The 25,729-nt window shown below is 63.4% G+C and carries 27 protein-coding genes; 19 read left to right on the plus strand and 8 right to left on the minus strand.

Features of this window, described 5'->3' with window-relative positions:
* The first annotated feature begins 11 nt into the window (after positions 1 to 11).
* The 7 genes from CU669_RS16320 to CU669_RS16350 all read left to right on the plus strand — a co-directional run bounded on the left by CU669_RS16320 (position 12) and on the right by CU669_RS16350 (position 6,256).
* A complete protein-coding gene (locus CU669_RS16320; RefSeq protein WP_112146649.1) occupies positions 12 to 1,502 on the plus strand; it encodes a Ni/Fe hydrogenase subunit alpha in 1,491 nt (496 codons plus the stop codon).
* Between the two features lie 166 nt (positions 1,503 to 1,668).
* A complete protein-coding gene (locus CU669_RS16325; RefSeq protein ID WP_112146651.1) occupies positions 1,669 to 2,178 on the plus strand; it encodes a hydrogenase maturation protease in 510 nt (169 codons plus the stop codon).
* Between the two features lie 43 nt (positions 2,179 to 2,221).
* Positions 2,222 to 2,752 (plus strand): hypothetical protein, encoded by a 531-nt coding sequence (locus CU669_RS16330; protein WP_112146652.1) that lies wholly within the window; start codon positions 2,222 to 2,224, stop codon positions 2,750 to 2,752.
* Between the two features lie 12 nt (positions 2,753 to 2,764).
* Positions 2,765 to 3,142, plus strand: coding sequence for a hypothetical protein (locus CU669_RS16335; protein ID WP_205119477.1), 378 nt, complete (start codon positions 2,765 to 2,767; stop codon positions 3,140 to 3,142).
* Complete coding sequence (locus tag CU669_RS16340; RefSeq protein ID WP_112146654.1) at positions 3,139 to 3,846, plus strand: glutamine amidotransferase; 708 nt, start codon at positions 3,139 to 3,141, stop codon at positions 3,844 to 3,846. The genes CU669_RS16335 and CU669_RS16340 overlap by 4 nt, the downstream gene beginning before the upstream one ends.
* A 77-nt stretch (positions 3,847 to 3,923) precedes the next feature.
* Complete coding sequence (locus CU669_RS16345; protein WP_112146656.1) at positions 3,924 to 5,039, plus strand: DUF2336 domain-containing protein; 1,116 nt, start codon at positions 3,924 to 3,926, stop codon at positions 5,037 to 5,039.
* Between the two features lie 23 nt (positions 5,040 to 5,062).
* Complete coding sequence (locus CU669_RS16350; RefSeq protein ID WP_112146657.1) at positions 5,063 to 6,256, plus strand: hypothetical protein; 1,194 nt, start codon at positions 5,063 to 5,065, stop codon at positions 6,254 to 6,256.
* Positions 6,257 to 6,420: 164 nt separating this feature from the next.
* On the opposite strand, the gene CU669_RS16355 is transcribed toward CU669_RS16350, so the two are convergent.
* The 3 genes from CU669_RS16355 to CU669_RS16365 are packed head-to-tail and all read right to left on the minus strand — an operon-like array spanning position 6,421 to position 9,791.
* On the minus strand, positions 6,421 to 6,783 hold the full coding sequence (locus CU669_RS16355; protein WP_112146710.1) for a DUF1850 domain-containing protein: 363 nt from the start codon (positions 6,781 to 6,783) through the stop codon (positions 6,421 to 6,423).
* The gene (locus CU669_RS16360; RefSeq protein WP_205119478.1) at positions 6,780 to 8,825 is read right to left on the minus strand and encodes a TRAP transporter permease; all 2,046 of its coding nucleotides are present in this window, start codon (positions 8,823 to 8,825) and stop codon (positions 6,780 to 6,782) included. Before CU669_RS16360 ends, CU669_RS16355 begins: the two co-directional genes overlap by 4 nt.
* Positions 8,826 to 8,855: 30 nt before the next feature.
* Positions 8,856 to 9,791: a TAXI family TRAP transporter solute-binding subunit gene (locus CU669_RS16365; RefSeq protein WP_112146659.1), complete on the minus strand. Its 936-nt coding sequence runs from the start codon at positions 9,789 to 9,791 to the stop codon at positions 8,856 to 8,858.
* 42 nt (positions 9,792 to 9,833) lie between these two features.
* Between CU669_RS16365 and CU669_RS16370 the strand changes: the two genes are divergently transcribed.
* Complete coding sequence (locus CU669_RS16370; protein WP_112146661.1) at positions 9,834 to 10,826, plus strand: ChaN family lipoprotein; 993 nt, start codon at positions 9,834 to 9,836, stop codon at positions 10,824 to 10,826.
* Positions 10,827 to 10,853: 27 nt separating this feature from the next.
* Here CU669_RS16370 and CU669_RS16375 read toward each other — a convergent pair whose 3' ends face one another.
* From CU669_RS16375 to CU669_RS16385, 3 genes are all read right to left on the minus strand, one after another.
* Positions 10,854 to 12,137: a TRAP transporter large permease gene (locus CU669_RS16375; RefSeq protein WP_112146662.1), complete on the minus strand. Its 1,284-nt coding sequence runs from the start codon at positions 12,135 to 12,137 to the stop codon at positions 10,854 to 10,856.
* A complete protein-coding gene (locus CU669_RS16380; protein WP_192884629.1) occupies positions 12,134 to 12,910 on the minus strand; it encodes a TRAP transporter small permease in 777 nt (258 codons plus the stop codon). The genes CU669_RS16375 and CU669_RS16380 overlap by 4 nt, the downstream gene beginning before the upstream one ends.
* A gap of 70 nt (positions 12,911 to 12,980) precedes the next feature.
* Positions 12,981 to 13,994, minus strand: a complete 1,014-nt coding sequence (locus CU669_RS16385; RefSeq protein ID WP_112146664.1) for a TRAP transporter substrate-binding protein — start codon at positions 13,992 to 13,994, stop codon at positions 12,981 to 12,983.
* A 109-nt stretch (positions 13,995 to 14,103) separates the two neighbouring features.
* Here CU669_RS16385 and CU669_RS16390 point away from each other — a divergent pair, with 109 nt between their 5' ends.
* From CU669_RS16390 to fixJ, 4 genes are read left to right on the plus strand one after another with little or no spacing between them, the layout of a single operon-like run.
* Positions 14,104 to 16,059: a sensor histidine kinase gene (locus CU669_RS16390; RefSeq protein ID WP_112146666.1), complete on the plus strand. Its 1,956-nt coding sequence runs from the start codon at positions 14,104 to 14,106 to the stop codon at positions 16,057 to 16,059.
* Positions 16,056 to 16,661, plus strand: coding sequence for a response regulator transcription factor (locus tag CU669_RS16395; RefSeq protein ID WP_112146668.1), 606 nt, complete (start codon positions 16,056 to 16,058; stop codon positions 16,659 to 16,661). Before CU669_RS16390 ends, CU669_RS16395 begins: the two co-directional genes overlap by 4 nt.
* Positions 16,658 to 18,241, plus strand: coding sequence for an ATP-binding protein (locus CU669_RS16400; protein WP_112146670.1), 1,584 nt, complete (start codon positions 16,658 to 16,660; stop codon positions 18,239 to 18,241). Before CU669_RS16395 ends, CU669_RS16400 begins: the two co-directional genes overlap by 4 nt.
* The gene (fixJ, locus tag CU669_RS16405) at positions 18,241 to 18,852 is read left to right on the plus strand and encodes a response regulator FixJ (protein ID WP_112146672.1); all 612 of its coding nucleotides are present in this window, start codon (positions 18,241 to 18,243) and stop codon (positions 18,850 to 18,852) included. Before CU669_RS16400 ends, fixJ begins: the two co-directional genes overlap by 1 nt.
* Positions 18,853 to 18,895: 43 nt before the next feature.
* Here the strand turns inward: fixJ and CU669_RS16410 are convergent, their stop codons facing one another.
* Positions 18,896 to 19,678 (minus strand): bestrophin-like domain, encoded by a 783-nt coding sequence (locus tag CU669_RS16410; RefSeq protein WP_112146674.1) that lies wholly within the window; start codon positions 19,676 to 19,678, stop codon positions 18,896 to 18,898.
* Between the two features lie 245 nt (positions 19,679 to 19,923).
* Here CU669_RS16410 and CU669_RS16415 point away from each other — a divergent pair, with 245 nt between their 5' ends.
* The 3 genes from CU669_RS16415 to CU669_RS16425 all read left to right on the plus strand — a co-directional run bounded on the left by CU669_RS16415 (position 19,924) and on the right by CU669_RS16425 (position 21,223).
* Positions 19,924 to 20,364, plus strand: a complete 441-nt coding sequence (locus tag CU669_RS16415) for a CoA-binding protein (RefSeq protein WP_112146676.1) — start codon at positions 19,924 to 19,926, stop codon at positions 20,362 to 20,364.
* A 123-nt stretch (positions 20,365 to 20,487) separates the two neighbouring features.
* Positions 20,488 to 20,871, plus strand: a complete 384-nt coding sequence (gene crcB, locus CU669_RS16420; RefSeq protein WP_112146678.1) for a fluoride efflux transporter CrcB — start codon at positions 20,488 to 20,490, stop codon at positions 20,869 to 20,871.
* Positions 20,872 to 20,881: 10 nt separating this feature from the next.
* The gene (locus CU669_RS16425; protein WP_112146680.1) at positions 20,882 to 21,223 is read left to right on the plus strand and encodes a DUF190 domain-containing protein; all 342 of its coding nucleotides are present in this window, start codon (positions 20,882 to 20,884) and stop codon (positions 21,221 to 21,223) included.
* A gap of 22 nt (positions 21,224 to 21,245) precedes the next feature.
* Here CU669_RS16425 and CU669_RS16430 read toward each other — a convergent pair whose 3' ends face one another.
* Positions 21,246 to 23,216: an acyl CoA:acetate/3-ketoacid CoA transferase gene (locus tag CU669_RS16430; protein WP_112146682.1), complete on the minus strand. Its 1,971-nt coding sequence runs from the start codon at positions 23,214 to 23,216 to the stop codon at positions 21,246 to 21,248.
* Between the two features lie 316 nt (positions 23,217 to 23,532).
* On the opposite strand from CU669_RS16430, the gene soxX reads away from it, so the two are divergent.
* From soxX to soxA, 4 genes are all read left to right on the plus strand, one after another.
* Positions 23,533 to 23,988 (plus strand): sulfur oxidation c-type cytochrome SoxX, encoded by a 456-nt coding sequence (soxX, locus tag CU669_RS16435; RefSeq protein WP_112146683.1) that lies wholly within the window; start codon positions 23,533 to 23,535, stop codon positions 23,986 to 23,988.
* 13 nt (positions 23,989 to 24,001) lie between these two features.
* Positions 24,002 to 24,466: a thiosulfate oxidation carrier protein SoxY gene (gene soxY / locus CU669_RS16440; protein ID WP_112146685.1), complete on the plus strand. Its 465-nt coding sequence runs from the start codon at positions 24,002 to 24,004 to the stop codon at positions 24,464 to 24,466.
* A 100-nt stretch (positions 24,467 to 24,566) separates the two neighbouring features.
* On the plus strand, positions 24,567 to 24,887 hold the full coding sequence (soxZ, locus tag CU669_RS16445; RefSeq protein ID WP_112146686.1) for a thiosulfate oxidation carrier complex protein SoxZ: 321 nt from the start codon (positions 24,567 to 24,569) through the stop codon (positions 24,885 to 24,887).
* 18 nt (positions 24,888 to 24,905) lie between these two features.
* Entirely contained in the window at positions 24,906 to 25,721 is an 816-nt protein-coding gene (gene soxA / locus CU669_RS16450) for a sulfur oxidation c-type cytochrome SoxA (protein ID WP_112146688.1), read from the plus strand.
* Positions 25,722 to 25,729: the final 8 nt, after the last annotated feature.

Consider the following 25,729-nt stretch of genomic DNA (forward strand, 5'->3'; position numbering starts at 1 on the left):
GATCATCAGCCATGATGCATCAATTCGAACTTGAGACCGCCCAGAACCCTGGAGCCTTGAAGCGCATCGTCATCGAGCCGGTGTCGCGGGTGGAAGGTCACGGTAAGGTCACCATCTTGCTCGACGACGACAACAAGGTGCATCAGGTGCGCCTGCATATCGTCGAGTTCCGCGGCTTCGAGAAATTCATCGAGGGACGGCCCTATTGGGAGGTTCCGGTGCTGGTCCAGCGCCTGTGCGGCATCTGCCCGGTGTCGCACCATCTCGCCGCCTCGAAGGCCATGGACATGATCGTCGGCGCGGCCCAGCTGACGCCGACCGCCGAGAAAATCCGCCGCCTGATGCATTACGGTCAGATGCTGCAAAGCCATGCGCTGCATTTCTTCCATCTGTCCTCGCCCGACCTGCTGTTCGGCTTCGACTCCGACGTGGCCAAGCGCAACATCGTCGGCGTCGCCGCCGCCAATCCGGACGTAGCCAAGAAGGGTGTGTTGCTGCGCAAGTTCGGCCAGGAGGTGATCCGCGTCACCTCGGGCAAGCGCGTCCACGGAACCGGTTCGGTGCCGGGCGGCGTCAACAAGTCGCTGACGGCCGAGGAGCGCGGTTACCTTCTGAAGGACGCCGACCAGATGGTGGCCTGGAGCCGCGACGCGGTAACCATCATCAAGCAGTTGCACATGGCCAATCCGGCGCTTTACGACAGCTTCGGCGCCGTTCCCTCGACCATGATGAGCCTGATCGGGGCCGACGGCGAACTGGACTTCTACCACGGCGCGTTGCGGGCCAGGGACGTCACCGGCGAGGTGATGTTCGATCAGGTCAGCTATCAGGGCTACAACACCCTGCTGACCGAGGGCGTCAAGCCGTGGAGCTATATGAAGTTCCCCTATATCACCGCGCTGGGCGACGAAAAGGGCTGGTACAAGGTGGGGCCGCTCGCCCGCATCCAGAATTGCGACCGCATTCCGACGCCCCAGGCGGAGGAAGAGCGGGTGCAGTTCATGGCCTATGGCGGGTCCAAGCCCATGCACGGCTCGCTGGGCTTCCACTGGGCGCGCATGATCGAGATGCTGTGCGCCGCCGAGACCATCAAGGAATTGCTGGTCGATCCCGACATCATGGGGGCCGACATCGTGACCCGCGGCCCACGTGCGGAAGAAGGCATCGGCGTCATCGAGGCGCCGCGCGGCACCTTGTTCCATCATTACCGCGTCGATGAAAACGACGTGGTGACCTATGCCAATCTGATCGTGTCGACCACCAACAACAACACGGCCATGAATGTGGCGGTGCGCGACGTGGCGAAGAACTACCTGACCGGCCACGAAGTCACCGAGGGTCTGCTCAACCATATCGAGGTGGCGATTCGCTGCTTCGATCCTTGCCTGTCCTGCGCCACCCACGCCATCGGCAAGATGCCGCTGGAAGTGTCGCTGGTGAATGCGGACGGCGTGGAGATCGACCGCATGGTCAAGAGCGAGAGCGGCGAGATCACCAAGTGAGCGGATCGGCACAATCATATCCCCCTCCCCCTTGCGGGGAGGGATGGGGTGGGGGAATTACGCGCGTCAGCGCGGACACGAGTCATGTGGCTCGCGGACGCTCGCATCCCTCACCCGGCTCGGCTTTGCCTCGCCATCCTCTCCCACAAGGGGCGAGGGTTGGTCCATGACCGTGCCCACCCTGATCTTCGGCTGGGGCAATCCGTCGCGGGGCGACGATGCCCTGGGTCCGGCCTTGCTGGATCGCATCGAGGCGGCGCTGGCCCATCATCCCGAATGGGGCGAGGTCGAGGTGCTGACCGATTTCCAATTGCAGGTGGAACACGCGCTTGATCTGGACGGCCGCGAGCGGGTGCTGTTCGTGGATGCCTCGGCGCGGTCCGAGGAATCGCCGTTTCGGGTCAGCCTGCTGGAACCCGCCCGCGATTCCAGTTTCACCACCCATGCCTTGTCGCCGCAGGGCGTCATGCATGTTTACGAAGACCTCAAGGCCCGGCCGGCGCCGCCGTGCCATCTGCTCGCCATCGCCGGTGAATCGTTCGAACTTGGCACGCCGCTGAGCCCGTCGGCCCGCGCCAATCTGGAGGCCGCCCTCGCGTGGACGCAAGACTGGCTGTCGCGCGGCGCGCATGGCGGTCCCGCCCAGATGGCGGGGATGGCGGGGGCTTCGACCTGATATGTTTTTTTAATCCCAGACGATGCCATAAGGGGAATAGGCCATGGCCGAAAATGACATCCTCGCCCGCATGCGGGCCTTTCCGGCGCCCGAATGCCGCTGCGGCGCCCGCGTGGCCGAAACCGGCCGTCACGATCCGCATTGCCTCTTCGCCATCCTGCGCGAAGGCGCCATGGAATTGGAGCGTCTGCGCGGCGAGAACAAGCGCCTGTCCGCCATGACCATCATCGGCGGGCCGGGGCAGGGCAAGGGCGGCGACCGCAATGTCTGGGTCCGCCTGATGTTCTATTTCGGTACCAACGGCGTCTGGAACAGCGACGACGAGAAAGCCGATGTGGCCGCCCTGGCTCTCAGTCCCGCGCTCAAATCCGAAATCGTCGCCTGGAAGACCTCGCTCGACAATGTGGAGTCCGTCTCGGTCGGGGATGTGGAGGTGTTTTCCACCCGCGCCATGAACGTGGCGCGCCGCGTCAAGGAAGAGGCGCCCGGTTGGCGGGTGATCTATGTGGATCGCACCAAATCCGGCGCCGATATCCGCAACAAGGACTATTTCGAACACGAAGTGGTGCTTTAGACGCTGAACGGCTTGGTTTCCCTCGACGCTCGGGCGCCGGGCAAGCCCGATGTCGGCGGCCCCTGCAACGGCTGCGGCGTGTGTTGCGCCGTGGAAACCTGTCCGCTCGGGCTTTTGCTGTTCCGCCGCCGCAAGGGGCCTTGCCCGGGCTTGGGCTGGCAGTCGGAATATTCCCGTTATGTTTGCGGCGTGTTGGCCGATCCCAAGCGCTTTCTCGGCTGGTTGCCCGCCTCTTTGGGGCGGGCGCTGGTATTTCGCTGGATCGCCGCCGGCAAGGGCTGCGACAGTACCGCGATCCTGATGGATGTGGAGCCGTCTTCGACCTCGACGCGGGCTCATGGCTCGGGTATGACTTTTCCAGGGGGCGAGTCCGATGGTGGGGCGAGATGAAAACCTGCATTGCCATACGCCATGTGGCGTTCGAGGATTTGGGAAGCTTCGAGCAGCCGCTGGGAGACGCAGGTTTCGCTATCCAATATCGCGAGGCGGGTTGGGACGAGCTTGACGCCGTCGATCCGCTGAGCCCCGATCTCATGGTGGTTCTGGGCGGCCCCATCGGGGCTTACGAGGATGAGGCCTATCCCTTCATCGCCCACGAGCTGGCCCTGATCGAAGCCCGGCTGCGCTCGGGCAAGCCCATCATCGGCATTTGCCTCGGGGCGCAACTGATGGCCCGTGCGCTGGGTGCCAAGGTCTATCCCAATGGCGGCGTCAAGGAAATCGGCTGGTCCGCCCTGAGCCTGAGCGAGGCGGGGAAATCCTCGTCGCTGGCGGTGCTGGATGGCGTGCCCGTTCTGCACTGGCACGGCGATACCTTCGACTTGCCCGACGGCGCGACCCTGCTGGCCTCCACCCCGGTGACCCGCAACCAGGCGTTTTGCTGGGGCAAGGCGGCGGTGGGCCTGCAATTCCATGTGGAGGCCACCGAACTGGGCCTGGAACGGTGGTTCATCGGCCACGCCAATGAAATTTCCAGTGTCGCGGGACTGTCGGTTCCGGCGTTGCGGGCGGAAACCCGGCGTTGCGCGTCGGCGCTCGAAGAATGCGGTCCTGAGGTGCTGACCCGATTTCTATCTGATATAGTGCTAGGTTAGGGTTCGGGCTCGGGTTCCCGCCTGTTCACCTCGCGGGAAGCGTTGTATAGTCCGGCCGAAGGGGTAAGAGAGACGCCGTGGAACAGAAGCTCAACGAAGAGGACGTCAAGCGCCTCCTGTCTAATCCGTCCGGGGATACGCGGACCGAGATAGCGGGCAAGATCGCGTCGCAACACCAGGGGTTGAGCCCCGGCGAGCGCAAGCTGGCCGAGGATATCTTCCGCCTGATGGTGCGCGACGCCGAGGTGCGCGTGCGTGAGGCCTTGTCGCGCCAGCTCAAGGAGAACCCGACGGTTCCCCATGACGTGGCGTTGGCCTTGGCCCGCGACGTCGAGGACGTCTCGCTTCCCATGCTGCAATTCTCCGAGGCGCTCACCGACGAGGATCTCATCGAGATCGTCCATAGTCAGAGCCCGGAAAAGCAGGTTGCCGTCGCCGGCCGCAAGACGGTGTCGGCCTCGCTGGCCGACGCGCTGGTGGAAACCGGCAACGAAAGCGCCGTCGCCACCCTGGTGTCCAACGAAGGCGCGGTGCTGACGGAAACCACCCTGATTCACGTGGCCGACCGTTACGGCGAGAACGAAGCCATCGGCAAGTCGCTGGTGGAACGCAAGACACTTCCCATTTCGGTGGCCGAACGGCTGATGGCCAAGGTGTCGGAAAATCTGCGCCAGCACCTGATGTCGCGTCCCGACATGACGCCCGAAGCCGCCGCCGCCATGATGATCCAGGCCCGCGAACTGGCCGTCCTCGGTCTGTCCAACTCGGAAAGCGACGTGGTCGAACTGGTGGGGCATCTGGCCAGCGTCGGCCGTCTGACGCCCTCCATCATGCTGCGCGCCGTCTGCATGGGCGATCTGACCTTCTTCGAGGTGGCGCTGGCCAAACTGGCCAAGATCAAGGTGGAAAACTGCCGCACTCTCATCCATGACGCCGGTAAGCGCGGCTTCGAGGCCCTGTTCGAGAAGGCCAGCCTGCCCAAGGCGTTCTACGCCGCCATGCGCGCCGCCATCGACGTCTCCTATCAGATGGAGTATGACGGCCGCCCCAATGATCGGGAGCGGTTCTCGCGGCGGATGATCGAACGAATTCTGACCCAGTATGGTGACCTTGGCGTCGAGTTCGAGAACGACGATCTTGAATATCTGCTGGCGAAGATGAACCAGCTTCCCGGCACCGAATTGGGCGAGTGAGCGGGCGGGAGGGAAAGACAACGATGGCAACGAACCCAAAGGCTGCCAAGCCGGGGGAGAAGGCTGCGAAGCCCGTCGATAAGGATGCGGCGCTCCGCAAGGAGATCATTACCACCATCAAGGGGCCCATCACCGAAAAGGTCACCAAGCTGATCCCGGCGCTGGCCGCTTTTCCCAATCCCTACAACTCGGTGCTGGCGACGCCCGATCTGCTGTATGCCTGCATGCAGTTGGTCAAGACGCGGCGCGACATGTTCGCCGAGTTCCTGGTGGACGAAGCGGGCAATCTGGTGCCCGAGGACGACAAGCCGCTGCGTTGCGGCCGCAGCGTCGATCAGATCATCTCCATGGTGGTCCGGTCCGGTGCCAAGGCCTATGCCACCAAGCGCTATGCTCCGGCGGATGCCGAAGCCGCCAAGGCCAAGGCCGCTCCGGTCAAATCCGAGCCCAAGACCATCTTGGAAAAGATATCGGCCCTGGTCTCGGGAAAATGGGGCGACATGGAAGTCCCAAAGCCGTCGCCGACCCATGCCGATACCTTCTATGACGCCATCAAGGACTACCTGGATTTCGACTGGCAGGTGCCGCTGATTCCCTGTTTCGCTGAATTGCCGGTGAAGCTGATCCGCGAGATGGGGCGTGGCGTGACAACGCTGCGCACCGCCGAGGGCATCGCCGCCCTGGCCGATATCGGCCGCCAGAGCATGGATTCCGCCAAGCGCATCCTGTCCGACGATATGATGCGCGAAATGCTCGATACCCAGCCGCTGGCCGCCAAGGGTGTCGCCTTCCTGGGCAAGGACCGCTACGACTATCTGCACGGCACCGTCTATGACAAGATGGGCGAGAAATTCTGGGAAATGTGCGTCGATTGCGAACGCCTGGAAGCCATGGAGGTCCAGAACGCCAAGGATCTGGAACAGATGGCGTCGCATCTCCACATCCTGTCGGGCGAATCCATCAACCAGTTCGTCCGCTTTTTACAGTTCAGCCAGATCCCTATCATCCTCGAAGTGGGCAGCGAGAGGCTGGGCGAGGAGAAATTCGCCGAGATCTTCGGCATTCCCGGCAATAACAAGCTGATCAAGATGTTCTGCGAGAAGATCAAGGTCGCCAAGCTGGATGCCGAGGATCCCGACGAGGATCTGCGCAAGAAGCTGCCCGACATCTTCAACGCCTATCTGCGCGCGCCCGCCGATTTCGAGCGGGGACTTTAGAGGCGGAAGCCGCCTACGAAATGACCCGTCATCCCGACGACCATCGGGAGGAGGGGTCTCGTTCTGGCAAGGCTTTTCCAATACTGAACCGCCATCTCAAGCGGAGATCCCTCGCTTTTGCTCGGGATGACAGGGAGCATCGGTTTGAAGGGCGAGCCGTATCATTAGGGGCACGCCACCAGCCGCGCCGTTTCCCCGGCCATGAGCCCGCGCAACGCGCGGCATGACCCGTCGGCGCAAAGCCGCCAATCGGCGGTGAAGTCCGACAGGGCCAGCAGGATCTCGCTTTGCTCGACCTTGGGGGACCAGACCCAGCGGTTCCCATGCCGGTGGGCCTCGGGCGGCGGTTCCATGCCCGCGCCTGATCCCATGACCGAGGCTTGTTCAAGCCGCAGCATGCCGCCTTCGATCCGCCAGTCCTCGCGCCACTCCACCTTCTCGACGGAGTGGTTCCACGCCAGTTGAAACGAGTCCGAGGCCGTCAGAACCGCCAAGCCGCCCGCCAGGATGGCGCACAGGCCGCTCACGCCGCCTTGGTCCGCCACCAATGCCAGGCGGCAAATGCCGCCGCCAGGGCGAATCCCAACTCGTCGGTCCAGGGGATTGCCGCCACCAGAAGGAAGGCCGCCGTCACGGCGATGGCGCGCTCCCATAGGGCAAGACGCTCCCGCAGGAATCCGATGGTGGCGGCGCCCCACAGCCCGATGGCGACCAGCGCCTTGACCACCATATAGGCGGTGTCGCCAAGGCTGCCGGTGACCATCATCAGCGAGGGGTCGTAGACGGCCATGAACGGCACCACGAAGCCTGCCATGGCGACTCGCACCGCCCACCAGCCGGTGGTGAAGAACTGGGCGCGGGCGATGGAGGCGGCGGCGAAGGCGGCAAGGCCGACCGGCGGCGTCAGATCGGCCAGGATGCCGAAATAGAACACATACATATGCGACACCACCAGCGGCACGCCCATCTTCAACAGCATGGGGGCCACCAGCGACGAGGTGATGATATAGGTGGGGATGGTGGGAATGCCCATCCCCAGGATCAGCGAGGCGATCATGGTCAAGATCAAGGTCAGGAACAGCGAGCCGCCCGACAGGCTGACCAGCCCCTGGGTGAAGCTTCCGGCGATGCCGGTCAGCGTCATGGTGCCGATGATGGTGCCGACCAGGGCGCAGGCGACGCCCACCGGAACGGCGCTGCGGGCACCTTCCACCAGCCCGCGCACGGTCATTCCCACCGTCTCGCGGCCGCCCTTGACGAAGAAGTTGACGGCGACCAGCAGGGCGACGGTGAGCACCACCGCGTTGATGCCCTGCTTGAAGAACATGGAACAGGCAACGCCCAGTACGCCCCAGAAGATGAAGCGACCGGCCATGCCGCCGATATTGGCCGCCACCGAGCTGCCCAGGATGACGATGGCGGTCAGCGCCAAGCCGACGGTGCCCGAATACATGGGCGTGAACCCGGCCAGCAGCAGATAGACCAGCGCCGCCATGGGCACCACCAGATACCACTGGCGCTTCAGGGCGGCCGTCGCGCTGGGGCATTGGTCCTTGGGAATGCCGTGCAGTCCGGCGATGCCCGCTTCCAGATGGACCATCCAGATGGCCGATGCATAGTAGAGCAGGGCAGGGATGGCGGCGGCCTTGCAGACCTCGGCATAGGAGATGTTCAGAGTCTCGGCCATGATGAAGGCGACGGCGCCCATGACCGGCGGCATGATCTGGCCGCCCATGCTGGCGGTGGCCTCCACCGCGCCCGCGAATTCGGCGCGATAGCCGAAACGCTTCATCAATGGAATGGTCAATTGGCCGGTGGTCACCACATTGGCGATGCCCGATCCGTTGATGGTGCCCATCAGGCCCGAGGTGATCACCGCCACCTTGGCGGGGCCGCCCTTGGTATGGCCGACGGTGCCCAGCGCCACGTCGGTGAAGAGCCGGATCATACCCGCCTGTTCCAGGAAGCTGCCGAACAGGATGAACAGGAAGATATAGGTGGCCGAGACATAGCACGGGATGCCGTAAATGCCCTCGGTCCCCAGGAAGTACTGGTTGATGATCTGATCGAAGCCGAAGCCCCGGTGGTTCAGCGGGGCGGGCAGGTATTGCCCCAGCATGGCATAGAGCACGAAGCCGCCGCACAGCAGCGGCAGGGCAAGGCCCATCAGGCGCCGCGCCGCCTCGAAGACCAGGGCGATGACGACGGCGCCGACCACCAGATCGGCGGTCGAGGGATCGCCCGAGCGCTGAACCAGATCGCCCTCGAACATCAGGTGATAGAGCGAAGTGGCGGCCGCCGTGGCGCCCAGCAGCCAGCTCCAGGCTGCCTTCAACGGCTGGTCGCGTTCCTTGGCGGCATAAAGCGCGAAGACCATCAGAACCAGGAAGCCCACATGGATGGAGCGCACCGGCAGGCTCGACAGCGGCGCATAGGCCGCCGTGATGATCTGGAAGGTGGAGAAGACGATGGCGATCCAGAACATGGCCCGGCTTTCCACGCCGTGCCCAAAGACTTCGCCCTTGGTGTCGATCTCAGCCGCATCGATGACGTCGTCGGTGCTGTTCACGTCGCCCTCTCCCCCTGTCCGCTGCTTGGCCTACTTCAACAGTCCCGCCTCGCGGTAGTACTTTGCCGCGCCCGGATGGAGCGGAATGGGCGACTTGGCGGCCTGATCGGGTATGATTTCGCGGGCCGCCGCATGGGCCGACTGCAATTCCGCCATGTTGGCGAACATGGATTTGGTCATGGCATAGACCACGGCGTCAGGAACGCCCTCGTGGGTGACCAGGAAATTGCGCACGGCGGCGGTGGGCACGTCGGCGGTCTGGCCGCGATAGGTATTGGCGGGAACCACCGAGGCGATATAGGCGGGATCGCCCGTCTTGGCGATGGTGTCGGCGGGGATGGGAACGATGACGATGTCCTCGCCGCTGGCGAGGTCGCGCAGCGAGGAAACGCCGAGACCGGCCGATTGCAAGGTGGCGTCCAACTGCTTGTTCTTCAACAGTTCCACCGATTCGCCGAAGGGCAGGTACTGCACCTTCATGTCGGCATAGCTCATGCCGGCCGCCTTGAAGATGGCGCGTGCGTTCAGTTCGGTCCCCGATTTCGGGGCGCCGACCGACACCCGCTTGCCCTTGAGATCGGCCAGGGTCTTGATGCCGGAATCGGCGGTGGCGACGATTTGGATGTAATTGGGATAGATGGCCGCCATGGTCCGCAGCTTCTTCAGCGGTGTCTTGTAGCCCGCTTCCTCGACGCCCTCCCAGGCCTGGGTCAGGGAATCGCCCAAGGTGAAGGCCAGTTCACCACGACCGGCTTGAAGCAGGTTGAGATTCTCCACCGAGGCCTTGGTGGCTTGGACCGTGACGCGGGCATCGGGAATGGCCTTGCCGTAGATGGACGACAGGGCATTGCCCATGGGGTAGTAGACGCCGCTGGTACCGCCGGTCAGGATGTTGACGAACTGCTCGGCTTTGGCGGGCAGTACGACGGAGACGGCGAGAATCGCCGCGAGTGCGAACCTGTTCATGTATCCTCCCAAGGATAGTGTCCTTCTTTAGAAGGGTTTGGTATGACCATAACGCAAGCCCATCCGATTGACCAGCCGACGCGAACGCTTGTTCGATTCATCGCGTCGGCTCTGTTGTGCCTGTTTCCCCTTGCCCTCGCGGCGGCGGAGCCTCCGCCCGCTCCCGGTCTGACAAGCGCGTCGCCCCTGGCGGGACGAATCTGGCTGCCCAAGGAACGTCGCATGGTCAGCGCCGAGGAACTGGCCGCCAAGGCGTTGTCGGCGGGAATCGTGGCCTTGGGGGAAAGCCACGACAATCCCGACCACCATGCCCTTCAGGCCTGGGTGGTCCGCCGCCTCGTCGCCGCCGGACGGCGCCCCGTCGCCGCCTTCGAAATGGTCGATACCGACCGGCAGGGTGATCTGGACGCCAATTCCGGAGACTTGGCGGTGCTGGGTACAGCCCTGGATTGGGAAAAGCGCGGCTGGCCCGACTGGTCGCTCTATCGGCCCATCGCCGAGGCGATCCTGGGCGGTGGTGGCGGTCTGGTGGCGGCTAATCTGCCGCTGGCGACCACCCGCGACATCGCCAAGGGCAAGGACAGTGCCGACACCAGGGCGCGCTACGGCCTCGACGAGGCTCCCTCCGCCGCCGTCCAGGCGGCCATGGCCAAGGAGATTCGCGACGGCCATTGCAACCTGCTGCCCGAGGATTCCGTGGCCCCCATGGTCAGGGTGCAGCGGGCCCGCGACGCCGCCCTGGCAGAGGCGGTCGCCATGCAGGCCACAAGGCCCGAGGTGGGGCCGGTGGTGCTGATCGCGGGGTCCGGCCATGTTCGGTCCGATCGGGGGGCTCCGGCGCGGCTGCGCGACATGGTTCCCAGTATTCGGATTCTGGCGGTGGCGTTCCTGGAGGTGGACGACACGGAGACCGACGCGGCGGCGGCGTCCCGCTTCGACGGACAAGCCGCGCCGTTCGACGCGGTCTGGTTCACCGGCAAGGCCGCGCGCGAGGAGCCTTGCGCCCAGATGGAAAAGCATCTGCGAAAGAAATGACCCCCGGCCGAAGCCGGGGGGCAAGCGCTACATCACGCCCAGGGTCTTGGGCAGCCAGATGGAGATGATGGGGATATAGGTGATCATCAACAAGAAGCCCAGCATGGCCAGCAGCCATGGCCAGACCGCCATGGTCAATTCCGTGATGCCCATCTTGGTGATGCCGGACGCCACATAGAGATTAAGGCCGACCGGCGGGTGGCACATGCCCACTTCCATGTTGACCACGATCAGGATGCCGAAATGCACCGGGTCGATCCCCAGCTTCATGGCCACCGGGAACAGGATGGGGGCCATGATCAGGACGATGGAGCTGGGCTCCATGAAATTGCCCGCCATCAACAGCAGCACATTGACCACCAGCAGGAAGGCGACGATTCCGAGATCCTTGCCGACGATCCAATCGGCGATGGCGTGGGGAATGTTCTCGTTGGCCAGCACGAAGGAAAACAGCACGGCGTTGGTGATGATGTAGAGCAGCATGGCCGACATGGAGGCCGAGGACAGCAAAATCTTGGGCACGCCCTTCAGCGGCATGTCCTTGTAGACGAAGACCGCGATGAAGAAGGCGTAGACCGCGCTCATGGCGGCGGCTTCGGTGGGGGTGAAGATGCCGCTATAGATGCCGCCGATGACGATGATGATCAGCGCCAGTCCCCAGATGGCCTCGCGGAAGGTGCGGATGCGCTCCGTCCAACTGGCGGGCTTCAGACGTGGATAGTCATTGCGCCAGGCAAGGTACCAGGTCACGGCGCCGAGCACGGTGGCCAGCATCAGGCCGGGAATGATTCCGGCGATGAACAGGGCGCCCACCGAGGTGTTGGTGGCCACCGCATACATGACCATCACCAGCGAGGGTGGGATCAGGATACCCAGGGCGCCCGAGGTGGTGATGACTCCGGCGCCGAACCGGTTGGGGAAGCCCTGGCGGACCATGGCGGGCAGGATGATGGAGCCGATGGCCACCACCGTCGCCGGACTCGATCCCGAGACGGCGGCGAACAGGGCGCAGGCCATGACGCCCGCCAAGCCAAGGCCGCCGTGCCAATGTCCCACCATGGCGGAGGCGAAATTGATCATACGCCGCGCCACGCCGCCATGGGTCAGGAAGTTGCCGGCCAGGATGAAGAACGGGATCGCCATGATCTCGAACTTCTCGATGCCGGTGAACAGCTTCAAGGCCACGGATTCGATGGGAACCTGGGTCATGGTGAACAAGAAGGTCAGCACCGTCAGGCCCAGCGAGATGGAAATGGGCATGCCGGTCAGCATCAGCACCGTCAGCAAGCCGAAGATGATGGCGGCGTTCATTTGCAGTCCTCCCCGGATTTGGCGGAGGCGTCGCCGCCTTCCATGGGGCGGCGGCTCTTACCCGCCCTGGCGCCGTCACCCTCTCCCAGCGATGGATCGCCGCCCTCGTCGGTCAAGCCTCTGGGGTGCAGGTTGTCGGCCATCTCGAACCAGTTGATATCCTGGGCGGCGCGCTGGGGATCGTCGTGATCCTCCTCCAGCCCCTCCACATGACCGTGGTCATGGTGGGGCAACTCGCCGGTGCGCACGAAGGCGACGCAGACCTGGAGAAAGCGAAAGCACATCAGGGCGGAACCCAGCGGAATGGCGGAATAGACGATCCAGGTGGGGGCTTCCATGTCCGGCGTGATGGGGCCTTCATACAGATCACCGATGGGCAGCCCAAAGGCTTTGACGAAGGCGTAATGGGCGCCGTTTTCCCACACGAAGGATCCGCCCATGGTGGCGACGATTCCGGTAAAGAGCGCCCCAGCCAGCAGGCCGAAGACGATGAACTTGAATCGCCAGGGAGTGGACAGCCGGTTGATGACCACGTCGACGCCCACATGGATGCCGGTGCGCACGCCGTAGGCGGCGCCGAATTTGGCCATCCATACGAACATGATGATGCACAGTTCCTGCGCCCAGGAAAAATCCCAGTGTCCGACCAAGGGGTAAAGGAGGGATGTGCCCGCGGCGTAGCGTTGCAGGACGGCCACGAAGATGATGGCCGTCGCCGTCGCCATGAGGAAGGCGATCAACCATTCCTCGAGGTGATCGAGAACTTTCAGCACGGGCCCCTCCCAAGGCGAGTGGACTGAACATGACCGGCGGGAAGCGGCCCTTTCGGGCCGCTTCTTCTCGTCAGTTCTTGAAGCCCAGCTTGGCGGCTTCCTTGTAGAAGGCGTCGATCAGCTCCTTGCCGACCCGCTTTTCCATGTCGGCATGGACCGGCAGCATGGCCTTGCGCCACGCCGCCGCCTCGTCGGCGGTCAGGGTGTAGAACTCGGTCTTGCCAGAGGCCTGCATGGCCTTCAAGGCGTCGTCGTTCTCGGTCTGGGCGATGGCGTTGGCGAAGCGGGAGGCTTCGTTCATGGCCCCTTCCAGGGTGGCGCGGATATCCGACGGCAATCCTTCCCAGAACTTCTTGTTCACGATCACCGCATAGCCGAGATAGCCATGGTTGGAGATGGTGGCGTATTTCTGCACTTCGTGCATCTTCTGGGTGAACATGTTCGACGGCGGGTTCTCGGTGCCGTCGACCACGCCGGTCTGCAGGGCCTGATAGACCTCGGAGAAGGCCATCACCTGCGGCAGGGCGCCCAGCGAACGCATTTCGGCATCCAGAACCTTGGAGGACTGGATGCGCATCTTGACGCCCTTGAAGTCGTCGGGCTTCTTCAGCGGCTTGTTGGCGCTCATGATCTTGAAGCCGTTGTCCCAATAGGCCAGGCCGATGATGCCCTTGCCTTCCAGCTTTTTCAGCAGGCTAAGGCCCAGCGGGCCTTCGGTGACGGCGCGCAGCACGTCCTTGGACGGGAAGATATAGGGCAGGTCGAAGACCTCGAATTCCTTGACGCCCAGCGGGCCGAACTTGGCCAGGGACGGGGCCAGCATCTGGACGGCGCCCAGTTGCAGGGCCTCCATCTCTTCCTTGTCCTTGTAAAGCTGGCTATTGGGATAGACCTCGACCTTGACGCGGCCCTTGGTCCGTTCCTCGGCCAATTTCCTGAAGAACTCGGCGGCCTTGCCCTTGGGGGTGTCGGGGGCCACCACGTGGCTGAACTTGATGACGATGGGCGGGGCCTGCTGTGCCATGGCCGTGCCGCTTAACATGAGGGCGGCGGTAAGGCAGGCAAGGAAAGTGCTTCGCTTCATTGTGGACTCCTCCCAGATTATCCAGTTTGGCTTATTTTCCCCAACTATATATGATTCTCATATCGTCGCCATTGGGGCTTTTGGCTAGGGGCGCGCAGATGGGATTTCGATGATATCGCTCCAGCCTTTCCGTGGCCGGGACGCCATTCAGATCATGCCGCTGATCGCCATGGGCCTGGTGGTCATGCTGCTGGGCGTCTTGCTGTGGCTGCTGCATCACAACGAGATGGAGGACGAATACCGCGCCCTGATCCAGGATATTCTGTGGGTGGAGCAGAACCTGCACTTCAACCTGGAATCCGATGTGGAGCGTCTGGGGCAATTGGCGGAATTGGCCGGACGGGAAGGGTTCGGCGCCGATTCCTTCGGGTTTCAGGCCCGCAGTCTTTTGGGTAACAGCCCGGAACTGGAAAGGATCATTCTGCGTCAGGCCGACGGGGCGGCATTCCGGACGGTGCCGCCCGGCGACGGCGATCCCGACAAGGGAACCGATCCGGAATGGCGCAATACCTTCACCCTGATCAGGACTTTGGGCCGCGAGGTCTTTGGATCGCCCTATCTCAACGAGGGGCGTGGCACTTTGTTCGAGGCCCAGGTTCCGGTATTCCGGGGGGGGCAGTTCGTCGGCGCGGTCGTCGGCGTCTTCTCGCTGGATGCGCTGTTGGCCCACCATGTGCCGTGGTGGTTCGCCCAGACCTATCAGTTGGAGGTCATGGACGGCAACGGCGCCATCCTGGCGGGCAGGTCGAAAGTTCAGGCCGCCGAGACCGGCCAGTCGCATTCGCTTCGCTTCGAGCCGCCGGGCCAGGGGCTGACCCTGGTCGCCACCGTCCAGCGCAGCGATCCCCATCTGCTGCGCAATATCCTGGCGGCGGCCATTCTCGCCCTGGCGCTGTCGGCGGTATGGAGCCTGTGGGCGGTCCGGCGGCATCTGCGGCGACGTCTGGCGGCGGAACAGGCCCTGCGGGCGGAACATGCCTTCCGCAAGGCCATGGAGGACTCGCTGACCGTGGGCATGCGCGCCCGCGACCTGGCTGGTCGCATCACCTATGTCAATCCCGCCTTTTGCCGCATGGTGGGGTGGAAGGCCGAGGATTTGGTGGGGCGATTGCCGCCCATGCCCTATTGGGTTCCCGAGGATATCGAGCAGGCTTTCGCGCTGCATCAGGCGGTGCTGCGGGGCGACGCGCCACCTGACGGCTTCGAGATGGTGTTCCAGCGCGAGAACGGCGAGCGCTTCAACGCCCTGATCTACGAAGCGCCGCTGATCGACGCCGACGGCAGCCATACCGGCTGGATGGCCTCGGTTCTCGACGTCACCGAACGCAAGCGGGCCGAAGAACTCGGGCGCCAGCATCAGGAGAAGCTGCAACGGACATCGCGGCTGATCACCATGGGCGAGATGGCCTCGACCTTGGCGCATGAATTGAACCAGCCGCTTTCGGCCATCGCCAGCTATGCGACCGGCTGCCTCAATCGCCTTGCCGCGGGTGATGCCCAGGTGGATGAACTGACCACGCCGCTGACCAAGTTGGGCGTGCAGGCGCAACGCGCGGGGCATATCATCCGGCGCATCCACGACTTCGTGCGCAAGAGCGACCCCCTGGTGGCGCCGTGCGCCATCAACGACGTGGTCGAAGGCGCCATCGGCTTCCTGGAGGCCGAGGCGCGCAAGCGCTCCATTCGGGTTGATCTGGCTCTGGACCCGGCCTCTCCCAAGGTCGATGCCGACCGGATCTTGATCGAGCAAGTGGTCCTCAACCTCGCCCGCAACGCCATGGAGGCCATGGGGCAGTCCTCCAGGTCCAACCGATTGCTGAGCGTCTCGGTGGAATCGCGCGATGGCATCGCCCATGTGCGCTTCGCCGATCACGGCCCCGGTATCCCGGTGGACGTGGCGGAAAGCCTGTTCACCCCCTTCTTCACCACCAAGGCCGAAGGCATGGGAATGGGGTTGAATATCTGCCGGTCCATCATCGAATCCCATCGCGGACGGCTGTGGTTCGAGCCCAATCCCGATGGCGGTGCGGTCTTTTTGTTCACCTTGCCGGAGAGTTCGTCATGACGGTGGGATCGGTCTATATCGTCGATGACGATGACGCCATCAGGGACGCCCTGAGCTGGCTCTTTCAATCGCGCGGCATCGTCGCGGAAAGCTTCGCCTCGGCCGAAGACTTTCTCTCGGGCTGGAATGCTCAGCGGCGCGGCTGTCTGGTGCTCGACATCCGCATGGGCGGCATGACCGGGTTGGAACTGTTCGACCGTTTGCTGGAACTGGGCTCGCGCTTGCAGGTGATCTTCCTGACCGGTCACGGCGATGTGCCCATGGCGGTACAGGCATTGAAGAAGGGTGCCCGCGACTTCGTCGAAAAGCCGTTCAACGACAATGATCTGGTCGATCGCGTCATCGATGCCCTGTCCTGGGACGCCAAGCAGAGGGAAAGCGAGGCGGGCGCCGCGTCGGTCGCCGCCCGCGAGGCCAGTCTGACCCTGCGCGAGCGCCAGGTGATGGACCTCGTCTTGGCGGGCAAGCTCAACAAGGTGATCGCCGACGATCTTGGAATCACCATGCGCACGGTGGAGGTTCATCGCGCCCATGTGTTCGAGAAGATGGGAGTCAGGACGGCGGTGGAACTGGCCCAACTGATGTCGCAAAAGCGCGGATGAAAAACCAAAATATATTGCTGATGGCCTTGGGTCTGTTGATTGCCTACGGCATGGCCGAATGGGGCGGCTATACCCATGCCCATGGCAGCACTTCTGGCGCGCCGTGGGATCCCTTCATCGGCCTAGCCTTCGCCGCCCTCTTATTGGGAGGAATGAAGTTCCTGCCTCTGGTCTTCATGGGCGAGGTCGGCGATTTGGTGTTCCAGGACACTGTCGGCCTTGTTCCCTTGGTGGAGCCATTGATCGTTGCCACCATTTGGGCGGCGGCCGCCGCCTTTCTAAGGCGGCATGTGAATCTGCGGCTTACCAATCAGTACGATTTGTTCGTCATGATCGTCGTGGTCGCCATGGCGGCGATGGTGGAAGCGGGCGGTCATGTGCTGGCCCATATGTGGGCCGACAATCCCCAAGGGCAGGCGGTCGGACGTGAAATCGCCCGTAGTTGGGTCGGTGACATGATCGGAGTGATGGTGGTGACCCCACTTGTCCTGGTCCTGCGGCGTGGGTGGGGCAACCCGTCGCCGCGATCCCTGATCGAAATCGCGCTTCAGATCGCGGTGACGGCGGTTGTCCTGGGGTTGAACTTCGGCCGCATGTCCAGCGGAGGCTTGCAGCTATTCTATCTGATGTTCCTGCCGGGGATCTGGGTGGCGGCCCGTTTCGGCCTGCGCGGCGCGGCGGCCATCAATGTGCTGATGCAATGTTCCATCGCGGTGGCCTTTATGGTGGTGGTCACCGATCCCCAGGCGGTGATGGCCTATCAATACCGAATGCTGTCTCTGACCATCTCCACCCTGTTCCTGGGATCGGCCGTGAGCCAGCGGCGCCGCGCCGAGGAAGAACTGCGGATCAAGCAGGATCAATTGGCGCGGACCTCTCGGCTATCCACCGCGGGTGAAATGGCGGCGGCCTTGGCTCACGAGCTCAACCAGCCGCTGGCGGCCACCGTCAACTATACGCGGGCGGCCCAGCGGCTGTTGTCGAAGCCTGACATGGACAAGGACAAGGTCCGCGCCGCCATGGACGGGGCCGCGGCCCAGGCCGAGCGGGCGGGAATGATCATCCGCACGCTGCGCGAATTCATCGGTCAAGGCGAACTCGATATTCGTCCGCAATCCGTGGGTAGCCTGTTCAACGATTCCATCGGACTGGTGGCGCCGGAATGCTTGGCGGCCGGGATCGACATCGAGGTGATGCTCGACAAGCAGCTTCCCATGGTCAATGTGGACCCTATCCAGATCCAGCAGGTCTTGGTCAATCTTGTGCGCAACGCTGTCGATGCCATTGTCGCGGCGGATTCTCCGCGCCGCCGGATTGTCCTGTCGGCCTTGGTCACCCCCGAGGGCGAGGTGTTGATGGAAGTGGCCGACAGCGGTCCCGGAATGGATAAGGATCAGCTCTCACGCCTGTATCAGCCGTTCACCACGACAAAATCGACGGGTATGGGCTTGGGGCTTTCAATCAGTCGTACTATTGTTGAGGCTCATGGGGGAAGGCTCTGGCTTGCGGCCAGCAGCGCGGATGGTTGCGTGTTTCGCTTTGCGTTTCCGAAGATTGCCATAGCCAGTGGGGAGGTGTGATGGCCGAAGTCATGGTTCATTTGATCGACGATGATCAGGGCGTGCGTGATTCCCTCGCCATGCTGCTGGATTCCGCCGGTCTGGCGGTGCGCTCTTTTTCCAGCGCCGAGAGCTTTCTCGCCGGGGCGGACCTGTCCGATCCGGGATGCGTGGTGGCCGATGTGCGCATGCCGGGCATGAGTGGGCTGGATCTATTGAGAGTTCTTCGGGATCGGGCGCCGGAATTGCCGGTGATCATCATCACGGGGCATGCCGATGTGGCCATGGCGGTGCAGGCCTTGAAAGGGGGCGCCGCTGATTTCATCGAAAAGCCGTTCGACGATTCGCTGTTCCTGGCCAATGTTCGCGACGCCCTGAACCGGGGGCAGCGGGCGTTTCGCGATCGTCAGCGGCGCGACGATATCGACATGCGTGTGGGCGAATTGACTCCAAGAGAGCGCGAGGTGATGGCGCTCATCGTGCGCGGCCTCTCCAACAAGGCGGCGGCGGCGGAGTTGAATATCAGCGTCCGGACGGTGGAAATCCATCGGGCACGGGTGATGGATAAGATGGGGGCGGAAAGCCTGTCGGCCTTGGTCCGCATGGCGCTCTTGCTGGAAGAATCCGCATAGGGACAATGTGGGGCGGCAAGACGAGCCTGGGCGCGGGCTGAATCTAACAGCTTGTTTTTAGACATATGTTCTCTAGCACCGCCTTGAAGTCGTCGGCCTTGACACCGTGCGTGCCGCTGAAGGGAAGGTCCAGACTGACCACCAGTAGGATGGTCAAGCCGATGACCAGGGCATAGCCCGCCAGGACCGGTTCGGCGCCAGGGCCGGGCGGCAACAACGACGCATAACACAGCACCACCATCGAACCGCCGATGGCGACCATGTAAAAGATCCACGGCATATTGGCTTGGGCGTGGGAAATGCGGGCACGGCGGAGATCGGCGGCCAGGTTGAGCTGGCCGATGATATCGTTCAACCAGATCTGCTCGCGGGAATCCGCGGCATGCATCTGGTGCGAGGTGGCGAACAACTGGTCGAACAGCGCTTTGGTCCCGGGGTGTTCATGCATCTCCTGCATGGCGGCCCATTCGTCGTCGATGACCGCCCGGACATAGGTCACCAGCGCGGTGCTGAACGCGGACGCCTCGGCTCCGCCGTAGGCCTCGGAGTCCCGATACAGTCGCTCGAGTACTCCGGCCTCGCGACCGGCATCGGCCCCAGCACGGTGATATTCGTTGATAACCTCGACGCCGCTCATGGCCAGGGTCAGGGCGACAAAGGCGGTGGCGGGCTGACGCAGGGCGCTGGCGGCGTCACGGGCGCGATCAAGGCGGGGGCCGACCGGTAGGCGAGATATCGTCAGCCGCAGCGTGAACGTTACCGCCAGGGCGCCGCCGATGGTGAGCAATGCTTGCATCCACAAGGGAAAGGTCAAGACGATCAGCATCGGCGGTTTCTCTTTGCTGGCACAAACGAAGGCATCGGTTGATCAATTCTGGGGTCGCTGTATAGCATTCGCTCCGGTCCCTCGTCATGAACTTACGGATGGTCCGCGCTATTTCCTCGACCAGGGGAAAAGCCGCCGCCGCCAGATGGTCGCCATGTCCATTCGGCGCGTCCGAGATGGGGGTTATCGGCGAGACGCCGTGCTATGGTATTGCCGATTTCCTCGGCACCAGTGAGAGACCTCCCATGACCGACAGCCCCCCACTCGTTTACAGCGACGCCCTGCTGCGGCGCATTCTCGCTCATACGCGGACCATCGCCATGGTGGGAGCCAGCTCCAAATCCAACCGCCCCAGCCACATGGTGATGGAATATCTTCAGGCCAAGGGCTACCGGGTCATTCCCGTCAATCCCGCCGCCGCCGGGCAGGAGATTCTGGGGGAGACGGTGCGGGCCAGTCTGGCCGAAATCGCCGAGCCGGTGGATATGGTCGATGTCTTCCGTCATTCCGATCAGGTGGGGGCGGTTGCCGACGAGGCGGTGGCCATCGGCGCCAAGGTGCTGTGGACGCAGTTGGGAGTGCGCAACGACGAGGCGGCCGCCCGCGCCGAGGCGGCGGGGCTGACGGTGGTGATGGACCGCTGCCCCAAGATCGAATGCGACCGTCTGGGCGTCGAACCGGAATAGAGCGGAGCCTGTTCCGACCGGGGGCGTTCTTGACCGTCAATGCCCGACAGCCTAGAGTTTTGCGCCCGATGGAGCATGGAAGCGCGCGAACGCGTCGCTGTCGGGATGAGTTTAGGGGACGCGATGACCTATCTTCTGGTGGCCATGGGGAGCGCTCTGGGCGGGACGCTGCGCTATTGGCTGTCCGGTATGATCGCGGTCTGGGTGGGGCAGAGCTTTCCTTGGGGGACATTGGTGATCAACGTCACCGGTTCGCTCGCCATCGGGCTGTTCGGAACCCTGACCGGGCCGGAGGGGCGGGTGTTCGTTCCCGGCGAATGGCGCCAATTCTTCATGGTGGGGGTCTGCGGCGGCTATACCACCTTTTCCTCCTTCAGTCTTCAGACCCTGACTCTGGTGCAGGACGGCGAATGGCTGTGGGCGGGGATCAATATCCTGCTATCCGTCGCCCTTTGCCTGTTCGGCGTCTGGCTCGGCCATGCCGGGGCCATGCTTCTGAACGATTAGGAGGACCGCCATGGAATTGCCTCGGGACGCGGTGCTGCTGCGAATCTTCGTCGGCGAACAGGAAAAGTGCGGTCATAAGCCGCTTTACGAGGCGGTGGTGATGAAGGCACGCGAGATGCAGATGGCGGGGGCCACCGTGCTGCGGGGGCCGTTGGGCTTTGGCCATTCCACCCGCATCCACACCGCCAAGATCCTCGATCTGTCCGCCGATCTGCCGGTGGTGATCGAGATCGTCGATACCCAAGACAAGATCGATAGCTTCCTGCCCTTGCTGGACGGCATGATCGGCAGCGGACTGGTTACCTTGGAAAAGGTCCAAGTGCTCCAATACGGCACCAAGAAGAAGCCGTAAAAGAGAGTCCGCCCGAGGTGGATCATTCCAAATGCTCGGTCGCTTGGTCGACGGTCTCGAAAATATGTGGGGAGACCCCGCGCCGCGACAAAGCGTCGCCCAGCTTCATGCGCAGGAAGGCGCTGGTCGTGTAGCGGGTGACGTGGGTGTAAAAGCGGCTGACCACGTCGCGCACCATGTCCAGGTATTCCGCCTCGACCTCGGGGGCGAGGACGAATTCGTCGTAATTGACGATGGCCATCACCTTGCGCCCCAGCGGCTGTAATTTAGCCTCGACCTGACGGTGGATGGCTTCCACGTCCTTGAGCGTGCGCACGCTGAGACGTTCGAAGTTGATGAAGATGATGCCGCGCTCCAGATCCAGGGTGAAGCGGCTGTCCATGGGCACGCTCAGCAGATCGTCGCGCAAGCCCATGGGCTCGGCCCGGAAGATGCGCTCGTCCATGGGGGCGAGATGCGGGCTGATGGCCGGGCGGAACGCCATATGGGGGAAGATGTCGCGCTCGGGGTCGATGCCCGGCGCCACCTCGATCAATTCCAGGCCGCCGGTCACCAGGCGGAAGACGCAACGCTCGGTGATGAACAGCACCGGCCGCCCCGCCTTGGCCGCCAGGGAGCCGGAGAACGTGCGGTGCTGGACCTGATCGACGAATTTGACGCAGCCGCCCTCGTTAAGGATGGAAAGCTTGCCGTCGCCTAATGATATCTGGAGGTCACCGGCGGTGAAGGTTCCGACGAACACAACCTTCTTGGCGTTCTGGCTGATATTGATGAAGCCGCCCGCACCGGCCAGCCGGGGGCCGAATTTGCTGACGTTGAGATTGCCCTCGCGGTCGGCCTGGGCAAGGCCCAGGAAGGCGATGTCGAGGCCGCCGCCGTCGTAGAAGTCGAACTGATAGGGCTGGTCGATGATGGCCTGGGGGTTGACGGCGGCGCCGAAATTCAGGCCCCCGGCGGGAATGCCGCCCACCACGCCGGGCTCGGCGGTGAGAGTCAGCAGGTCGATGACCTTCTCCTCGGCGGCCACGGCGGCGACGCCCTCGGGCATGCCGATGCCCAGATTGACGGTGGCGTTGACCTCCAATTCCATGGCGGCGCGGCGCGCGATGATCTTGCGCTCGCTCATTTCCATGGGCTCGATGGAGGTCATGGGAACCTTCAGCTCGGCGCTGAAGGCGGCGCTATAGGGTTCGGCGAAGGTCTGCCAGTGGTGTTCCGGCTTGGCCACCACCACGCAGTCCACCAGGATGCCGGGAATCTTCACGTGGCGGGGGTGGAGCGAGCCGCGCTCGGCCAGCCGCTCCACCTGGACGATGACCACGCCGCCGGAATTGCGCGCCGCCATGGCGATGGCCAGCGCCTCCAGGGTCAGGGCTTCGCGCTCCATGGTGATGTTGCCGTCGGGATCGGCGGTGGTGCCGCGCACCATGGCCACATGGATGGGGAAGGTCTTGTAGAACAGATACTCCTCGCCATCGATGGGCATCAGGCGGACCAGATCCTCGGTGGTGCGCTCGTTGATCTTGCCGCCGCCGAAGCGGGGATCGACGAAGGTGCCCAGCCCGACTCGGGACAGATGCCCCGGCTTGTGGGCGGCGATGTCGCGGAACAGATGGGTGATGACGCCCTGGGGCAGGTTGTAGGCGTCGATCTTGCCATCCATGGCCAGCTTCTGGATCTTGGGAACCAGGCCCCAATGGCCGCCGATGACTTTTTTCAGCAGCCCCTCGTGCCCGAGATGGTTCAATCCGCGCTCCTTGCCGTCGCCTTGGCCCGCGGCATAGACCAAGGTGAGATCACGCGGGGCGCCGGTGGTCATGAAGCGCTCTTCCAGCGCCACGGCGATGCCCTCGGCAAAACCGATGCCGACGAAGCCGCCGGTGGCGACGGTGTCGCCGTCGCGGATCAGTTGCACCGCCGCCTCGGCGGTGACCACCTTGCCCCGCGCCTGATTACGGCCAGAGCCGAGAAAGGGGTGATTGATGAGCGGCATGGTCGGAATCCTCCCAGGATGGCGCGTCGGCATTGATTGCCGATCCGAGGCGACGTTGGTCCGCCGCCGTTCTTCGCGTCCATATTAGACCAAACCGGCCCGATAGTGGGCGGCGATCACCACCAAGGCCATGGTCGCGTCCCATCTGGAGGCTGGGAATTTCCACGGCTTCGCTCTATGAACGTATTAATGCCCTCGGCATAGGCCTCGATGCATGAGTATGCCCTCATGAAGGCTTGCCTTATATTCGAGTTTGATTAACTATAAAGAGGATCGGTCGAATAATGATCGGCACAAGAATGACCCGGGAGGTCACATGATGGGGACGTCCTTGCCGCGCGCCGTTTTGGCGCTTGCGCTGACCGTGGCTGTCGTCGGCGCCGCCGATGCCGCCCAGCGGAAAAAGCCCGCCGATCCCTCCATTTGGGAGCCGACCCGCCGCGCCCCCCTGACCGAGGTCAAGGGCGATCCGGTCCGTGGCCGGGTGATCGTCATCAAGAAAGGCAGTTGTCTGACCTGCCATGTGATGCCCATCCCCGAGGAAGCCGACCATGGCGATATCGGGCCACCCCTGGCCACCGTGGGCTCGCGCTATACGCCGGCCGAACTGCGCATGCGGGTGGTCGATCCCAAGGTGCTCAATCCCGACACCATCATGCCGTCCTTCTACAAAAGCACGCTCAACCGCGTGGCCAAGGGGCTTGAAGGCACCACCTTCCTGGAGGCCCAGGAGGTGGAGGATGTTGTCGCTTATCTGTCGACGCTGAAGTAACGGAGGATTTGGGATGTCCCAGGACGTGAATTCCGATTTGTCGCGCCGCGGCGTGCTGTTGGGCATGGGGGCTGGCGCCGCCGCCTTGGCCTTGATGCCGTCCGTGGCGCACGCCACCCGCGAGGAGGCCAACGACGCCTTCGCCAAGCTGACCGGCGGCGCCAAGCCGCAGGCGGGCAAGGTGACGTTGAAGCTTCCCGAAATCGCCGAGAACGGCAATACGGTCCCCTTCACCGTGGTGGTGGACAATCCCATGACCGAGGCCAACTACGTCAAGGCCATCCATGTGATGGCCGAGGGCAATCCCGCTCCCGGCGTGGTCAGCTACTTCCTACAGCCCACCGGCAAGGCCGAGGTCTATGGCCGCATGCGGCTGGCCAAGACCCAGGATGTGCGCGCCGTGGCGGTTCTGTCCGACGGCAGCGCCTGGGAGGGCAAGAAGGAAGTCAAGGTCACCATCGGCGGCTGCGGCGGCTGAACGACCGCAAGGCGGTCGCGCGCCTCGTGGCGCGGGAGGCGAGGGATTCGGAGAATCCCGCCCGCCGCTTGAGGGGCTAAAAGGGAACAAGGAGAGAGACATGCCGACACCCAAGGTCAAATTCAACGAGACCGCCGCCAAGGGCGAAATCCTCGAAATCAAGACCATGATCGACCATGACATGGAATCGGGTCAGCGCAAGGACAAGGACGGCAAGCTCATCCCGCGCAAGATCGTCAACAAGTTCATTTGCACGCTGAACGGCAAGGAACTGTTCCATGCGGAAATGCATGGCGCCGTCTCGGCCAATCCGGCCACCAATTTCTTCATTACCGCCACCGAAAGCGGGACCATGGAGTTCAAGTGGTTCGATGATGACGGTTCGGTCTATGCCATCAGCCGCCAGCTGACCGTCAACTGACGGCGAAGGGGAGGGGCCATGAAGACGTCGCTGATCGCGCTTGCCGCTTTGTTCGTGGCCCTGGCCGGCTCGGCCGCCCAGGCCGACCCGCCCTTCGATCCCAAGGATCCGAAGATGGCGCCCTATATCTCGGGCGATAAGCGGTCCGGCTACACCTTCGCCGAGCCCGAGACCCGCGCCATGCAGGACGACGAGTTCCTCAATCCCGCTTCGCTTTGGGTGGAAAAGGGCGAGGCCCTGTGGACCAAGCCCGACGGCAAGGCCAACCGTTCCTGCTCGTCCTGCCACGGCAAGGCCGAGGACAACATGAAGGGCGTCGGCTCGGTCTATCCCAAATACGACATCCATGCCGGCACCGTGATCAACCTGGAACAGCGCATCAATATGTGCCGCGAGAAGCACATGGCGGCGACGCCGTGGAAGTATGAATCCGAGCCGCTGCTGGCCATGACCACCTTCGTCAAGATGCAGTCGCGCGGCATGCCGGTGCAGGTGCAGATCGACGGCCCCGCCGTGTCCTATTTCGAGAATGGCCGCCGTTTCTACTACGAGCGGCGCGGCATGAACGATCTCGCCTGCAAGCATTGCCACGAGGACAACTGGGGCAATCATGTGCGGACCGAATTGCTGTCCCAGGGCATGACCAACGGCTTTCCCACCTATCGCCTGAAATGGCAGAAGCTTGGCTCGCTGCACCGTCGTTTGGCGGGCTGCAACGAGGAAATCCGCGCCGAGCCCTATCCGCTGGGATCGCGGGAATACGTGGATCTGGAACTGTATCTGGCGTGGCGTGCTCAAGGGTTGCAGGTGGAGACGCCTTCGGTCCGCAAATAAGGAGTCTG

The sequence above is a fragment of the Paramagnetospirillum kuznetsovii genome (assembly GCF_003284725.1).
GTDB lineage: Bacteria > Pseudomonadota > Alphaproteobacteria > Rhodospirillales > Magnetospirillaceae > Phaeospirillum > Phaeospirillum kuznetsovii.